Below are 13,896 nucleotides of genomic sequence, written 5' to 3'. Positions count from 1 at the left end.
TCTCTCTACCGGTGTCGTGACACTGGCACTCTCGACGCTTGTACTCACCGGATGCACCGCCGGTTCCACGAGTCAGGAACAGTGGAGCGACACCTACAGCGGCGCGTTCACCTCCGTCACACTCGATCTCGATGACGCGGGCGCGAAACAACTCGGTGTCACCACCGCGTCGCTGAGCGCACAGGTGATCGGCTCCGACCGCGACGACATCGAGATCCGACGCACCGTGGAGTTCACCGACGGCGACAAGCCCGAGGAGAGCATCGACACCGACGCGTCCGGTCTGACGATCAGCACGCGGTGCCCCGACAGGTTCGCCGTCGGCAGCCCCACCTGCGTCGCCCGCTACGAGATCTTCGTCCCCTACGGCACCGTCATCCACGGAAACTCCAAGTTCGGCGATCTGACGGTGACCGACACCCGTGCCGCCGTCGACCTTGATTCCCGCTACGGTGACGTCGCATTGGTCGTGGGCCCGGGCAGTTACGCGGTCGACGCCGTGTCCGCAACGGGGGCGAGCACCGTCGAGGTGCCACAGGATCCCGCCGGCATCCCGGTGCGCCTACGGTCCGGAGATGGCGCCGTCTCCGCAACGACGGACCCTCGCTGAGACGAGAGCGAAGTACCCAGAGTGAATGCAAACCTCGCAGGGACGGTTACTACCAGGCAGCCGTTTGGGTTCGAATCGCCCCGGGTTCGATGGAGGCTCGGCTGGTTGGTTCCGACCACTGCCGGGACCGGGCTCTCACCGTAGCTGGCAACCGTGCGGGTCGACCAGTAGGCGCGGAGCGATCTGGACGGCCGTACCGCGCAGGGGCGCGCAGATCGGATCGACTCCGTGTTCGTCGCGATGCGTCGCGACGAACTCCACGATCAACGCTGTTGGCATGGGTAACTCCCGCGTGCGGGAGACGATCTCGGCCGCGAAAAGGCAGAGGCCTGCGTGTGGGGCATGGTGCGGGCGGCGTCGGCGATGATGAACGCGTCGGGGGCATCGGTTTTCGCCTGACCGAGATACAGGTCGGCGACGCGGCGCATCGACAGCCCCGGGAAGATACGCGACGTCGTGGCATCGATGCCACCGAGCTCGGCGGGCACCACCCCCGGATCATTCGAGACAGGGGAAAGAAGTCATACCGAACCTTCTTCGTAGTCCCGCGGTGCGGGACTACGAAGAAGGTGACGGGGGCTCAGTGTGCGCGGTTGACCGCCGACACGACCGCGCGCAGCGACGCGGTGGTGATCGACGTCGCGATGCCGACACCCCACACGGTCTTCGTGCCGCCCTCGGCCGTGGTGACCGCGGCCTCGACGTACGCAGCGGCCTGCGCGTCGTCGCCTGCCGACATCGCGTGCTCGGAGTAGTCGAGCACCCGCACGTCGAACCCGACGGTGCCCAGGGCGTCGACGAACGCCGCCAGCGGGCCGTTGCCGTCGCCGGAGATCTCGTGCTCTTTGCCGTCGACCTTGACGATCGCGGTGATCGAGTCGGTGCCGCCGTCGACCTCGGCCGCGGTGACCTTCTGCTTCATGCGCTCGAGCGGCGTGACCGGGGCCAGGTACTCCTCGGAGAAGATGTCCCACATCTCCTTCGGCGAGATCTCGCCGCCTTCGCCGTCGGTGACCTTCTGCACCGACTGCGAGAACTCGATCTGCAGGCGACGCGGCAGTGCCAGTCCGTGATCGGACTTCATGACGTACGCGACGCCGCCCTTGCCGGACTGCGAGTTGACGCGGATGACCGCCTCGTACGTGCGTCCGACGTCCTTCGGGTCGATCGGCAGGTAGGGAACCTCCCACACGATGTCGTCGACGTCGGAATCCTGCTCGTCGGCGGCGGCCTTCATCGCGTCGAGGCCCTTGTTGATCGCGTCCTGGTGGCTGCCCGAGAACGCCGTGTAGACGAGGTCGCCGCCGTACGGGTGACGCTCGGCCACCGGCAGCTGGTTGCAGTACTCGACGGTGCGGCGGATCTCGTCGATGTTCGAGAAGTCGATCTGCGGGTCGACGCCGCGCGTGAACATGTTCAGGCCCAGCGTCACCAGGCACACATTGCCGGTGCGCTCGCCGTTGCCGAACAGGCAGCCTTCGATGCGGTCGGCGCCCGCCTGGTAGCCCAGTTCGGCGGCGGCGACGCCGGTGCCGCGGTCGTTGTGCGGGTGCAGCGACAGGATGATCGAGTCGCGGCGGGCCAGGTTGCGGTGCATCCACTCGATCGAATCGGCGTACACATTGGGCGTCGCCATCTCGACGGTCGCCGGCAGGTTCAGGATCACCGGGTTGTCCGGCGTCGGCTGCAGGATCTCGGTGACCGCGTCGCACACGTCCTTCGCGTACGACAGTTCGGTGCCTGTGTACGACTCGGGGGAGTATTCCCAGCGCCAGTTGGTCTCGGGGTACTTCTTCGCTTCCTCGAGCACCAGCTGCGCGGCGTCGGTGGCGATCTTCTTCACGGCGGCCTTGTCGGCCCGGAACACGACACGACGCTGGAGGACGGACGTCGAGTTGTAGAAGTGCACGATGACGTTCTTCGCGCCCTGGCACGCCTCGAAGGTGCGCGCGATCAGCTCGGGGCGCGACTGGGTCAGCACCTGGATCGTGACGTCGTCGGGAATCGCGCCGTCCTCGACGATCTCGCGCACGAAGTCGAAGTCCGTCTGGCTCGCGGACGGGAAGCCGACTTCGATCTCCTTGTAGCCCATGCGGACCAGCAGGTCGAACATGCGCCGCTTGCGCGCCGGGCTCATCGGGTCGATCAGTGCCTGGTTGCCGTCGCGCAGATCTACGGCGCACCACTGCGGGGCGCGGTCGATGACCTTGTCCGGCCACGTGCGGTCGGGCAGCGTGATCTGCTCGACTTCCTCGGCGAACGGGCGGTACCGGAAGGCCGGCATCGACGAGTTCTTCTGGGTGTTCCACGCGGGCTGGTCGGCGGGCGCGGGCTTTGCGGGCGTGGTGACGGTGCGAGAACCGGACGTGAACGCGTCAGCAGGGGACATGTGGTGATCTCCATCGAGTGCGAGTTGCTCGGAAATTCGGGTCTGGTGAGCCCACGAAACCGAGGCGACCGGCGCGCTCGAACCCCGCGACGGGTGGCCGGTCTTGATCAGACCCCGTCGCGGCACCCAAGAAGGAGAGCGCGCTGCATGTCACCATCGTACGGCACGCGAACGAGCTCGTTCCATCGGGGAGGCGCCGGACCTGCGCGAAGCGTGCATTCCGGACCGATCTCTGCTGCACTGGTCGGGTGACGTCCCCCACATCGGAACCCCACGGCACGCCGCGCGACGGCATGGCCCGCGACGATACGGCGCCGGACCCGCAGATCGCGGTCGCCCGCAGCTATCTCGACGCGCTCCTGAGTCACGACGGCAATTCGGTGCCCATCGCGCCGAACGCGGTGCGTTACGAGGTGGGCCTCAAGACCGCCGTGTCGGGCCGTCACCTGCGGCGCAGCCTGTCACGTGGGCCGCAGTTCCACCTCGTGCGGGCGATCCGCGAGGTCGCATGGACCCGCGACGGCGACGACACCGTGGTCGCGGACTATCTGCTCGATGCGGGTGCGTTCGGCCGCACCCTCGTCACCGTGCGCGTGCTGGAACGGTTCCGCGTTCCGCGCGACGACCTGCGCATCCATCGCATCGACGCGAAGATCCGGCTCGCGCGCTGACCTTCTGGTCACCGGCAGGCGTTTCGGCATGTGCCTTCGAGGCCCCTGCCGGTCACTCCCGCCCGTGCCGGACCTCGGTGCGACGCTCGTCGAGCGTCACCATCTCGAACGAGATGAGAGCCACCAGCACCGAGGCGAGGATCCCGAGCGAGGCGAGCGCGGGAACGTGCCACACCAGCGGCACGAGCGCTACCAGTAGCGCGGCCGTCGCGACGCGCTGCACGGGGAGGTGTGACCGTGTTCCGTACGCCTTGAACACGGACAGCGCGAGCAGGTACAGCGCCGATCCGCCGTAGAGGGACACGAGCGGCCAACCCTCTAGCGGGTCGGACAGCGAGTAGTGACTGTTGTCGCCGACGTAGTGCAGCACGATCTTCAGGCCGAGCGACATCATGACGATGCCGATCACCATCGGCAGGTGCAGGAAGCTGTAGCAGTTGCGGGCGATCTTGATCAGTCGCGTGCCCCTCGCGCGCTGCGCGGCCTGCTCGACGGCAAGGGACGTGACGTCGAAGTACGACCACCACATCATCGCCGACACGATCAGGCCGAGTGCGCATCCCACGATCACCGCCCACGACACCGGCACCGCCGCCACGCCGATGCCGATCGCGACGATCGACTCGCCGAGAGCGACGATCACGATGACGCCGTGGCGTTCGGCGAAATGGCTCACCGAGCGCAGGCGCCAGCCCTCTCCGCCGAGGAAGGTTCCCAGATAGTCGCCTGCGAGCGCGACGAACCACAGGGCCGTCTGCGGCCACCCGTCGAGCTGCGACGCAGTGACGAGAGCGACCGTCCCCACCGCCATGCTCGGCGCGAACCGCATGAGTTGCCTGCGTAATTGGGGATCGTCGTGGCTGAGGAACCAGAAGAACACGAGGTGTACGAGCCGGACCACGAAGTACGCGAGGGCGAACACGAGCGGCCCGTCGAGCCCACCGGGCAGGTCGTCGAACGCTTCGGGGATCGTGATGGCGGCGATGAACATCGCACCCATGCCGGTGAACATGACGACGCGCACGATGCCCTCGTCCGCCCGTACGAGATTGCCGAGCCACGCGTAGCCGACCCAGCTCCACCACAGCACCGCCATCGCGAGCACGCCGTGCAGGATGTTGCGGCCGTCGGGCTCGTCGGCCATGAGATCGGTGACGCGCGTGACCGCGAAGACGAAGACCAGGTCGAAGAACAGCTCGAGCATCGACACCGAGGCGCGTTCGTCGAGCGGCTGCGGTCGCAGTCGCCCGCCGAGGATCGAGCGTCGTGAGTGCACGTCGTCATCGTGCCAGCGCACCAGCGTCGCGTGGCCGGGTTTTGGGTCGACGCGGCACGCGGGAACCTTCGCAGGTGGGCGCGCATCTCACTTTCGAGACGGTGGGACGCCCGGTCCCACCGCGGAAAGGAACTGTCATGAACGACAACCCGCTCGCCGACCTCGGAATCGACCTGTCCGGCCTCCTCGCCGATCCCGCCGCCACCGTGCAGGCGTCGTCGGACTCGGTGAACATCGGACTCGAGTCCGCGGCCTCCGCCGCGATCGGCGGTGGTCTCGAGGTGGAACTCGGGGCGACGGAAGGCATTCCGTACCTGAGTGTGGAGGGAGAGGGCGGCGTCGTCGCCGAGGGCGCCGTCGCCGCGGAGGGCAGTTACGACTCCGCCGACGTCGCGTCGGGCCCGGCGGGCACCTCCGTCGCCGTCGATTCGGTGGACGGTGCCATCGCGGGGTACGGCGGTGTCGAGGCGGGCGGAGCATTCGACGTGGACGTGTACGGCGTTCCCGGCGGGGGAGCCGGCCTCGACGTCGACGTCGCCGCCGACTACGCCGCCGAGACCGACTTCGGCGTCGAAGGCAGCCACGACCACTACGACATCGGCATGTGACGGGCCCTCGGCGCAAATAAAGAGTCTCGGCTCAGCGAACTGCGACGCCCAGCGACAGCGCACCCATGATCCTGGGTGTGCCGTCCTGGTAGAAGACGTCGAGGTCGCGGAGTTCGAAGCCTGCGGAATCGAGCAGGGAAGGGATGTCGCGGGTGAGGTGGCAGCCGCCGGCGACGGCCTTCTGGACGGGCTCGAACCGGTGCTGCCACCGCTGCACCTTGGTGTCGGGGGCCAGGCCGTGCTCGACGAAATGCAGCGTGCCACCCGGCGCGAGGACCCGCCGCACCTCACGCAGAGCGGTCTCGACGTCAGGAATGGTGCACATCGTCCACGTCGAGACCGCGCTGTCGAAGCTGTTGTCGGGGAACGGAAGTGACTGTCCGTCGAGGCCGGACCGAACGACCGGCACGGAGGTGTCGGCGAGACGATCGGTGGCGAGCTTCCAGCCGAGGTCGGACGGCTCGACGGCGGCCACGTCGTCGACGGTCCGAGGATAGAACGGTACGTTCAGCCCCGACCCGAACCCGACCTCGAGCACCCGCCCGCGAAGTCCCGCACACACCCGGTCACGCAGCGGTTCGAGGAGCGCGATACCGCACGTCTTGTTCACCAGGCGAGGAACGATGTGGTCTCCGTACCAGCCCATGCGGACCTCCCTTGGCTGTGCTCTTTTCAGCAGTGCACGGGCCGACTCCGTCAGCGGCCGCCGCGTTCGCGCACGCGGTGGCCGCTGAGGATCGACACCCGGTTGTACGCGTTGATGGTGACGGCCGCCCACACGAGCACCGAGATCTGGTCGTCGTCCAAGTGACGGCGCAGCGGCGCGTAGGCGGCATCGTCGAGATGCGCGTCCGCGACGAGCGTGACGGTCTCGGCGATCTCCAGCGCGGCCTGCTCGCGCGGCGTGAACAAGTCGACCTCACGCCACGCAGGCAGCACCGCCAGCCGCTGCTCGGTCTCGCCCGCCTCGTAAGCCTTCACCGAGTGCAGGTCGAGGCAGTAGGCACACCGATTGATCTGGGACACGCGGACGTTCACGAGCTCGAGCAACCGGCGGTCGAGGCCGGCCTCCTCGGCCGCGGTACGCACCTGCGCGACGACACCGGCCATCGCGCGGAAGATCGCGGGCGATTGCCGGTCGACCGCGACCCGGAACGGTGCGGTCACGAGCGGGAGTCCGCCACCGCCGCGTGGTGCGCCTCGGTGACGGGCTCCACGTCGCCGGTGAAGTCGGGATGCTTGTCCAGCCACGACGCGACGAACTCGCACACGGGCACGATGCGTTCGCCCGAGCGGGCGGTGTCGGTGAGGGCGTACTCGACGAGCGTGCCGCCGAGCCCGCGGCCGCCGAACTGTTCGCCGATCTCGGTGTGGAAGAAGATGCGTTCGCGGCCCCGGTCGGTGTCGCGCTCGACGTAGTCGGCGACTCCCGCCAGTTCGGCGCCCACCCGCACCTCGTAACGGTTCTGGTCGGCCGCGTTCGTCACGTTCGTGGTGTCGGTCATGTGCCCACTATGCCGCACTCGAATCGCCACCGGGGCGGATGGCGCGACGCCGATCCTTCCCGGCGGAGCACCCGGAAAACGCATGATGGAGAGGCACGGCACGAGCATCGGGCAGGACAGGAGCAGACACATGGCACACCCGTCGCCGCAGTTCGGATACTTCCTCGACCCGTCCGCCGGCGCGGCACACGCGACCCTCGACACCGCATCGCTGCTCGACGAGGTCGGCTTCGACGTGATCGGCATCCAGGACCATCCGTACCAGGCGCGTTTCCTCGACACGTGGACGCTGCTGTCGGCGATCGGCGCGCGCACCCATCGCATCCGCTTGTTCCCGGACGTCGCGTGCCTGCCGCTGCGTCCGCCCGCGGTGCTCGCGAAGTCGGTCGCGAGCCTCGACGTCCTCACGGGCGGCCGCGTCGAACTCGGGCTCGGGGCCGGGGCGTTCTGGGACGCGATCGCCGCGATGGGCGGACCTCGGCGCAGGCCGGGGGAGGCGCGTCGCGCGCTGGTGGAGGCGGTCGAGATCATCCGGCTCATGTGGAGCGGGCAGCGCGCCGTCACCTACGAGGGCGACTTCTACACGGTCAAGGGAGTGCACCCCGGCCCGGTGCCCGCGCACCGAGTGGGCGTGTGGCTCGGCGCGTACGGCCCGAAGATGCTCGACTTCGTCGGCGCGCACGCCGACGGCTGGGTGCCGTCGCTCGGCTACGTCGACGACGACAGTCTGCGCGAGGCGGGAGCCCGCATCGACGCGGCGGCCGAGCGCGCGGGCCGCGATCCCGCGAGCATTCGCCGCGTCCTCAATGTCGGCGACCTCGCCCGCGAGCCGGACCTCGACGCACGCCTGATCGGGTTCGTGCGCGAGCACCGCATCGACACATTCCTGTTCGACGGCCCGGGCGACGAGGCGTCACTGCGACGCCTCGCCGACACCGTGCTGCCGCGTGTGCGGGATGCGCTCGTGTAACCGCTACGCGTGGTCGGCGGCCACCGACTTCGCCCACCGGTAGTCGGCCTTGCCCGCGGGGGTGCGCCGCACCTCGTCGACCACGACCAGTGTGCGCGGAATCTTGTAGCCCGCCAGGTGCTCCCGGCAGTGCTGCTGCACGTCGTCGAGCGTGAGGGCGTCCGCGCCGGGATAGGCCGCGACGACGGCCGCGACGCGCTGTCCCATCCGCTCGTCCGGTACCGGCACGACGAGCGCATCCGCCACGACCGGGTGCGCGTGCAGCACCGCCTCGACCTCCTCCGCGAACACCTTCTCGCCGCCGGTGTTGATGCACTGCGAGCCGCGGCCGAGGAACACGATCGTGCCGTCCTCCTCGACGGTGCCCATGTCGCCGAGGATCGAGACGCGCGTGCCGTCCTCGCGGGTGGGGAACGTGCGCGCGGTCTTGTCGGGGTCGTTGTAGTAGCCGAGCGGGATGTTGCCGACTCGGGCGATGTACCCGATCTCGTCGGAACCGGGCGGGATCGGGTCGAGACGTTCGTTCACGAGCACGAGGTTCGGCGACGCCGGCATCCGCAGGTTGCCATCGGCGTCGATGTCGAATGCGCCGTCGTTGCCCGATTCGGAGGCGCCGAAGTTGTCGCGCAGCAGCAGTTCGGGTTTGACCGCGAGCATCCGTTCGCGCACGCCGACCGACCACACGGCCCCGCCCGACGTGATCGAGTACAGCGAGCTGAGATCGACGTCGCCCTTGCGCCTTTCCATCTCGTCGACGAGCGGGACGCCCATCGCGTCGCCCACGATCAGGACGACCTGCAGTGATTCCTTCTCGATCGTGTCGACGACGCGCGCCGCATCGAAGCCGCGCATGAGGACGACGCGGCAGCCGAGGAAGAAGAACGTGAACAGCGAATAGCTCGCGGCGCCGTGCATGAGCGGAGCCGCGATCAGGAACGACAGCGGCGGAAACTCCTTGGCGCCGTTGGCGCAGTCCTGCAGGTCCTTGCGCGGGCCCTCACCGTACGGATTGCCGCCGGAGAGCGGCTTGCGGAAGAAGTCGTCGTGCCGCCACATGACTCCCTTGGGGTAGCCCGTGGTGCCGCCGGTGTAGAGCACGTACAGGTCGTCGCCGCTGCGTTCGGGGAACCCTGCGGTGGCGGGAAGTTCCGCTGCGTCGGCGAACTCGGTGACGGTCATGTCGTGCGCGGCGGCTGCCGTGCGCAGCTCGTCGGTGACGTCACCGACGACGAACACCGCGCGCAGCTTCGGGCAGCGGGGGAGCAACCCGGCCAGCGTGCGCTGGTGCTCCGGGTTCTCGACGACGACCCCGACCGAGTCCGAGTTGGTGAAGATGTACTCGAGCTCGCTCGGCGTGTACCGGTAGTTGACGTTGATCGGGACCGCGCGGATCTTGACGAGCCCCAGCAGCGACGTGACGTGCTCGACGCTGTTCTCGAGGTACAGCGCGACGTGGTCGCCCGCCTCGATGCCCGCTCCCGCGAGCAGCCGGCCCGCCTGGTTCGCGGCACCGTCGAGCTCGGCATAGGTGAGGTGTTGCCCCTCGTACGTGAGCGCGACCCGTTCGGGCACCGCCGCCGCGACGCTCTCGAAGACGTCCGCCAGATTGAACTGCATCGAATCCCCTCCAGTCCGTGCCGGCAGCCGCCGTCACCTGTGATGTGCATCACTCATGAAGAGAGTGAGCACATTCGACTCGGTGCGCAACCGCAGTTTCTACTCACTGGGACCGAAATGTCCGAATCTCCCCGGGGTGCCGGGAAATGTGGGCCGGGCGTACCGGGAATGCGCTGCGGCGGGCTGCACCGTCACCGGGAGGCCGTCACGGGCCGACTCGGACGATCCCGGTGACCGTGCCCTGCAGGTAGTCGCCGCCGGTCGTGATCAGGCCCGACATCTGGAGGGTGTCGTGGGCGGTGGTGCCGGGCAGGGGCGTCGCGCCGATCGTGTGGCCCGTCTCGGGATCGACCACGGTGAAGTCGAAACCGTCGATCGGTGACGTGGTGTCGGCTCCCCGCCGGGTGACCGTGTAGAGAAGCCCGTCCGCCAGCGACACGTGCGGCACCGCGGAACTGCGCAACGGGCTGTTCCACTCGACGCCGCACACCCCGTTGCCGACTCGGACCCGGGTCGCGCCGCCCCGGAAGGGCGCCGACTCGGGCACCGAGGGGCCCGCGTCCGCGGGCATCGCGGGATAGGGATAACCGTGAGTCGATGCCACGATCACGGTGTCACCGTAGGCGATCGGCGAGTTCTCGCTGCCCGGGCCACCCTCGGTGAGGACGGGTGTGGTGCAGACCGGCTCGCCGGACTCGCTGTCGAAGACCTGCAACGAGACCGCATACTCTGCCTGCTGGTCGGTGGCCCATTTTTCGTCTGCATTGTCGACGATCGTGAGATACCGCGAGTCCGGTCCGAAGTAGGTGGGTGTCGAGCCGGTGCCCCAGCTCAGCTGGCCCGGTTTGCGGGCGCTGCCGCGGTCGTACGGCGCCCTCCAGTCGACGACCACGCTGCCGTCCTCACCCGTGTCGAGTTGGTACAGCGCGTGGGTGGTCGCTACCGCGACCCCATGCGACGACGCCGAGATACTGTTCGCGACCCCTTCACCGAGCAGCCGCGTCCGGGCGCCGCCGTCGCGTGCGACGTAGCCGGCGACGCCGCCTGCCGTCGCGAACCACACATTCCCGGTGGTGTCCGGGACGAGGCCGCTGACGCTGTCCCCGTCCGGGATCGCGCCGCGCAGATCGGTTGCCTCGTCGACCGACAGGCGCCAACCGTCGTCGTCGCGGTGGTGCCCGATCCGCAGCAGCGTGCGCGTGCCGTCCACGATGACCAGGCGGTCGGCGTCGTCCAGGTAGGCGTAGACGCCGCCCAGCAGTCCGCCCACCGCGAGCGGCATCCGGGCGAGCTCGGCTGTCGGTGCAGCGAGCGGGCCGCCACGCATCTGTTCGGGATCGAGCAGGTACACCGTGGGCGCCCGGCCCGCGATCGCAGTGCACAGCGCGACGACGAGCCCGTCCGACGTTTCGAGCACTGTCGAGCATGCGGCACCCAGCGGGAGGACGGTGACCTGCTGCGGCGACGCACCGGGACCGGCGAGGGGGGTGGTGTCGCTCGACGCCGCGTCGCCGTGCATCGTCGACGTGCCCGGTGCGCCCAGGAAATCGTCGGGACCGGTGGGTGCGGCCTGCGCAGGAAGGGCCGACGCGACGGCGACCGCGAGCACGGACAGTGCCGTGACGACACGCACAGCACTCACCGTGCAGGCACCAGCGGCACGGAGACGAAGCTCGGTGCTTCCTGATCGAGCACCAGATGTTGCGGCTTCAGCTCCGATTCGTTGAGCAGCGGACGCAACAGCATCCCCTTCGGGAAGTTGGACGCGAACACGTCGATCCGCAGTCGATGCCCCGGCTGGAGGATCGCGTCGGTCGCGAGCAAGCCCACGTCGAGCGCCGTGCGCTCGCCCGGCACGATCGGCTGGCGGCTGTCGAGAGTGAGCGTGTAGAACGGATCGACCATGTCGCCGTTCGGCGCTCGTGTGCTGCGCGATTCGTCGACCGCGCGGAGCGACGACGTGAGCTGGCCCGACGTGAGGGCCGTCGACGTCCCGTCGGGCGCGACGTCGTTGAGGGTCGCGGTCCAGTAGCCGTCGGTCGCGTCGAGCATGGTTTCCAGATGCAGGTTGACCGGTCCGGAGATCGCTGTGGGCTCGGTGACCGGCGCGCCCGTGAAGGTGAGGGCGTTCGTCTCGGCGATGCGAGAGTCCTTGCCGCACGCGTCGAATGCCGCGAGTAGCCCCGCCGTCTGCTGCGCCGCATCGCGCGAGCACAGGGTCGTGAGCCCGGGAGCGAGTGTCAGGGTCGTCGGATCGCCGGTCGGCTCGTCGGTGAGCGAGCCGTCGTGCACGGACTGCGCGGTGCCGCTGGCCTGAGGAGACAGATACAGGCGGCGGTACTCGGCGGCGGGATCCGGGAAGTCGGTGCGTGTGATCCAGTCGCCGCCCTGCTGGAAGTTGGTGATCGGGCCGAAGTCCGCGATGTCCGTTCCCGCGAGGCTGTCGTCGATTCCCTTGAGCCACTTGTCGAACCATGCACGCTGCAGGGCGTCGAGCCGCGGCGGTGCGCCTTCCTGGCCGAGGCCCGACCCTGCGCTCACGTGATACCACTCGCCCATCAAGAGCTGCTTCTCGCCGGGCGGCAGCGGAATTGCGTTGTAGATGCGGGGTTCGGAGTTGGTGAACAGATCGTGCCAGCCGCCGACGACGAACGTCGGGATGTCGATGCGGCTCGGATCGCCCTGCCAGTCGGTGCGGATCGAACTCCCGTCTTCCAGGAGGGCCACCATGTGGGGCGGGATCTCGTCGATCGTCGGTGTGGTGAGTGCTGCCGCGATGAGATCGAAGAACACCGCCGGATTCTCGACGCGCGACGCGAGCCAGGCCCAGTCGAAGGTGCCGTTCGCGAGCGACGACAGATCGGGAACGAACTTGAGCCCGTTGACCCCCGCGAGCCACGGCGGCAGGAAGCCGATGCCGAGGCCGCCGCCGGGGGCGATGATGTCGCGCAACAGGTCGCTGCCGGGGACGACCGGGAAGATCGCGTCGAGATGTTCGGGGCGCTTCTCGGCCGCCTGCAACTGGTTGATCCCCGAGTAGGACGCACCGGACATGCCGACCTTGCCGTCGGACCACGGCTGCGCCGCGGCCCAGTCGATCGTCTCGACGGTGTCCTGCTGTTCGCGGTCCTGGAAGACCTGCCACGTGCCCTGCGAGAAACCGGTGCCGCGCACGTCGGCCACCACCTGCGCGTATCCGCTGCGGATCAGGTCGCGGTCGATCGAGAAGTTGCGGGCGAAGCCGCCGTCGAGGGCGTTGACGAGATCGGCGAGACCCGTGAACGGAGTGCCGGTCAGATCGAACCGCCCGGCGAGCGACATCAGCGCATCGGACATCCCCGGCACCGACATCCCCGAGTCCGCGAGCGTCGTCACGAGTTTCGTGTACGGCGTCATGTTGAGGATTGTCGGCATCGGGGTGTCGATCGGTGCGCCGTTCGCGTCGGCCGGGCGATAGACATTGGCCTTCAGCACGGTGCCGTCACTCATCGTGATCGGCACGTCCCACTCGATGTGCACCTGTGGGTACTGCGCGGGAGCGGGGGGCTCGCCGGGTTGTGCGTGCGCCGCGGGCGCGCAGAGCATGGCGCACACACACGCCACGACGGCGAGGGGAGCCATCCGGCTCAACCCCCTGCTACGACCCGTACGGGCGAGGCAGGTGCGTGCCCCGCGAGCGAAAGAAATACGTAGAGAAGACAACCCCGACCCCCACCGGCTCACTGTGAGGGCCGTCACCCCCACGTGTCGGGGTGGACTGTACGACACGCCGCGGCGCGTATCAATGATCCGCGGCTGTCCGGGATGTCCGCCCTCAGGGTTTCAGGCCGTCAGGGATTTCCGGCTGTGTGGGGGACCGCAGTATCGGTTCCGGCCGGGGTGATGCTCTCGGCGGGGACGGCGGGGCGGGGCGCGTGTTCGCCGAGAACGTGGACGAAGGCGGGCGGGACTACCGTGCCGTCGATGCGCAGGGTGCCCCCGTGGTTGACCGCGCGTCTGGACACTCGGCCCAGTACGACGGCCTTGCCGCCGGGCTCGACGACGACGGTCTGGACGTCGCCGCGCAGCAGCAACTCTCCACCCCGCTCGACGACGACGGTGCCGGGGAACTCGCCCGCAACCTCGACGAACTGGCCGTCGTGCACGGTGAGGGACCGAAGGGGTGAGGCGCGCGGAAAACAGGACGCGCGGTCGGTATTGTGCATGGCCCCGATGCTAAAGGGCGAAGTGTGCCGCGCGCCATAGCCCGC

At 68.7% G+C, this 13,896-nt stretch carries 14 protein-coding genes and 1 pseudogene; 4 read left to right on the top strand and 11 right to left on the bottom strand.

Annotation, left to right across the window (positions count from 1 at the left end; translation table 11 throughout):
* Positions 1–16: 16 nt before the first annotated feature.
* On the top strand, positions 17–610 hold the full coding sequence (locus HCA44_RS11590; RefSeq protein ID WP_169648718.1) for a hypothetical protein: 594 nt from the start codon (positions 17–19) through the stop codon (positions 608–610).
* Positions 611–745: 135 nt separating this feature from the next.
* Here HCA44_RS11590 and HCA44_RS11585 read toward each other — a convergent pair whose 3' ends face one another.
* The 3 genes and pseudogenes from HCA44_RS11585 to leuA form a co-directional block, all read right to left on the bottom strand.
* Positions 746–889 (bottom strand): hypothetical protein, encoded by a 144-nt coding sequence (locus HCA44_RS11585; RefSeq protein ID WP_169648717.1) that lies wholly within the window; start codon positions 887–889, stop codon positions 746–748.
* 53 nt (positions 890–942) lie between these two features.
* Positions 943–1,050, bottom strand: a pseudogene (locus tag HCA44_RS11580) (transposase); the annotation flags it as partial.
* Between the two features lie 140 nt (positions 1,051–1,190).
* The gene (leuA, locus tag HCA44_RS11575; RefSeq protein ID WP_169648716.1) at positions 1,191–2,999 is read right to left on the bottom strand and encodes a 2-isopropylmalate synthase; all 1,809 of its coding nucleotides are present in this window, start codon (positions 2,997–2,999) and stop codon (positions 1,191–1,193) included.
* 293 nt (positions 3,000–3,292) lie between these two features.
* Here leuA and HCA44_RS11570 point away from each other — a divergent pair, with 293 nt between their 5' ends.
* Complete coding sequence (locus HCA44_RS11570; RefSeq protein ID WP_169648879.1) at positions 3,293–3,670, top strand: hypothetical protein; 378 nt, start codon at positions 3,293–3,295, stop codon at positions 3,668–3,670.
* A gap of 52 nt (positions 3,671–3,722) precedes the next feature.
* On the opposite strand, the gene HCA44_RS11565 is transcribed toward HCA44_RS11570, so the two are convergent.
* On the bottom strand, positions 3,723–4,874 hold the full coding sequence (locus tag HCA44_RS11565; RefSeq protein WP_169648878.1) for a low temperature requirement protein A: 1,152 nt from the start codon (positions 4,872–4,874) through the stop codon (positions 3,723–3,725).
* A 209-nt stretch (positions 4,875–5,083) separates the two neighbouring features.
* Here HCA44_RS11565 and HCA44_RS11560 point away from each other — a divergent pair, with 209 nt between their 5' ends.
* Positions 5,084–5,554 (top strand): hypothetical protein, encoded by a 471-nt coding sequence (locus HCA44_RS11560; protein ID WP_169648715.1) that lies wholly within the window; start codon positions 5,084–5,086, stop codon positions 5,552–5,554.
* 31 nt (positions 5,555–5,585) lie between these two features.
* Here HCA44_RS11560 and HCA44_RS11555 read toward each other — a convergent pair whose 3' ends face one another.
* From HCA44_RS11555 to HCA44_RS11545, 3 genes are read right to left on the bottom strand one after another with little or no spacing between them, the layout of a single operon-like run.
* On the bottom strand, positions 5,586–6,200 hold the full coding sequence (locus HCA44_RS11555) for a class I SAM-dependent methyltransferase (RefSeq protein ID WP_169648714.1): 615 nt from the start codon (positions 6,198–6,200) through the stop codon (positions 5,586–5,588).
* A gap of 50 nt (positions 6,201–6,250) precedes the next feature.
* Positions 6,251–6,721 (bottom strand): carboxymuconolactone decarboxylase family protein, encoded by a 471-nt coding sequence (locus HCA44_RS11550; protein ID WP_346764684.1) that lies wholly within the window; start codon positions 6,719–6,721, stop codon positions 6,251–6,253.
* On the bottom strand, positions 6,718–7,059 hold the full coding sequence (locus tag HCA44_RS11545; RefSeq protein WP_169648713.1) for a GNAT family N-acetyltransferase: 342 nt from the start codon (positions 7,057–7,059) through the stop codon (positions 6,718–6,720). The genes HCA44_RS11550 and HCA44_RS11545 overlap by 4 nt, the downstream gene beginning before the upstream one ends.
* Positions 7,060–7,189: 130 nt before the next feature.
* Here HCA44_RS11545 and HCA44_RS11540 point away from each other — a divergent pair, with 130 nt between their 5' ends.
* A complete protein-coding gene (locus tag HCA44_RS11540) occupies positions 7,190–8,029 on the top strand; it encodes an LLM class flavin-dependent oxidoreductase (protein ID WP_169648712.1) in 840 nt (279 codons plus the stop codon).
* Positions 8,030–8,032: 3 nt separating this feature from the next.
* Here the strand turns inward: HCA44_RS11540 and HCA44_RS11535 are convergent, their stop codons facing one another.
* The 4 genes from HCA44_RS11535 to HCA44_RS11520 all read right to left on the bottom strand — a co-directional run bounded on the left by HCA44_RS11535 (position 8,033) and on the right by HCA44_RS11520 (position 13,851).
* Positions 8,033–9,646 carry an acyl-CoA synthetase gene (locus HCA44_RS11535; protein ID WP_169648711.1) on the bottom strand — a complete coding sequence of 538 codons (1,614 nt, stop codon included), beginning with the start codon at positions 9,644–9,646 and terminating at the stop codon, positions 8,033–8,035.
* A gap of 205 nt (positions 9,647–9,851) precedes the next feature.
* Positions 9,852–11,288, bottom strand: a complete 1,437-nt coding sequence (locus HCA44_RS11530; RefSeq protein ID WP_346764683.1) for a hypothetical protein — start codon at positions 11,286–11,288, stop codon at positions 9,852–9,854.
* Complete coding sequence (locus tag HCA44_RS11525; RefSeq protein WP_240945477.1) at positions 11,285–13,231, bottom strand: CocE/NonD family hydrolase; 1,947 nt, start codon at positions 13,229–13,231, stop codon at positions 11,285–11,287. Before HCA44_RS11525 ends, HCA44_RS11530 begins: the two co-directional genes overlap by 4 nt.
* Before the next feature lie 245 nt (positions 13,232–13,476).
* Positions 13,477–13,851, bottom strand: a complete 375-nt coding sequence (locus tag HCA44_RS11520) for a hypothetical protein (RefSeq protein ID WP_169648709.1) — start codon at positions 13,849–13,851, stop codon at positions 13,477–13,479.
* Between the last annotated feature and the right edge of the window lie 45 nt (positions 13,852–13,896).

Origin of the sequence: Rhodococcus sp. HNM0569, from assembly GCF_012726205.1 — a bacterium.
Lineage (GTDB): Bacteria > Actinomycetota > Actinomycetes > Mycobacteriales > Mycobacteriaceae > Rhodococcus_F.
This window is presented reverse-complemented; position numbering and strand designations above follow the sequence as displayed.

What these genes read in the sequence shown, in the direction of transcription:
- HCA44_RS11560 (WP_169648715.1), top strand. Translation starts at nt 5,084, where the DNA reads ATGAACGACAACCCGCTCGCCGACCTCGGAATCGACCTGTCCGGCCTC.
- HCA44_RS11570 (WP_169648879.1), top strand. Translation starts at nt 3,293, where the DNA reads ATGGCCCGCGACGATACGGCGCCGGACCCGCAGATCGCGGTCGCCCGC.
- HCA44_RS11555 (WP_169648714.1), bottom strand. Translation starts at nt 6,200, where the DNA reads ATGGGCTGGTACGGAGACCACATCGTTCCTCGCCTGGTGAACAAGACG.
- leuA (WP_169648716.1), bottom strand. Translation starts at nt 2,999, where the DNA reads ATGTCCCCTGCTGACGCGTTCACGTCCGGTTCTCGCACCGTCACCACG.
- HCA44_RS11525 (WP_240945477.1), bottom strand. Translation starts at nt 13,231, where the DNA reads ATGCTCTGCGCGCCCGCGGCGCACGCACAACCCGGCGAGCCCCCCGCT.
- HCA44_RS11565 (WP_169648878.1), bottom strand. Translation starts at nt 4,874, where the DNA reads ATGCTCGAGCTGTTCTTCGACCTGGTCTTCGTCTTCGCGGTCACGCGC.
- HCA44_RS11585 (WP_169648717.1), bottom strand. Translation starts at nt 889, where the DNA reads ATGCCAACAGCGTTGATCGTGGAGTTCGTCGCGACGCATCGCGACGAA.
- HCA44_RS11520 (WP_169648709.1), bottom strand. Translation starts at nt 13,851, where the DNA reads ATGCACAATACCGACCGCGCGTCCTGTTTTCCGCGCGCCTCACCCCTT.
- HCA44_RS11540 (WP_169648712.1), top strand. Translation starts at nt 7,190, where the DNA reads ATGGCACACCCGTCGCCGCAGTTCGGATACTTCCTCGACCCGTCCGCC.
- HCA44_RS11545 (WP_169648713.1), bottom strand. Translation starts at nt 7,059, where the DNA reads ATGACCGACACCACGAACGTGACGAACGCGGCCGACCAGAACCGTTAC.
- HCA44_RS11535 (WP_169648711.1), bottom strand. Translation starts at nt 9,646, where the DNA reads ATGCAGTTCAATCTGGCGGACGTCTTCGAGAGCGTCGCGGCGGCGGTG.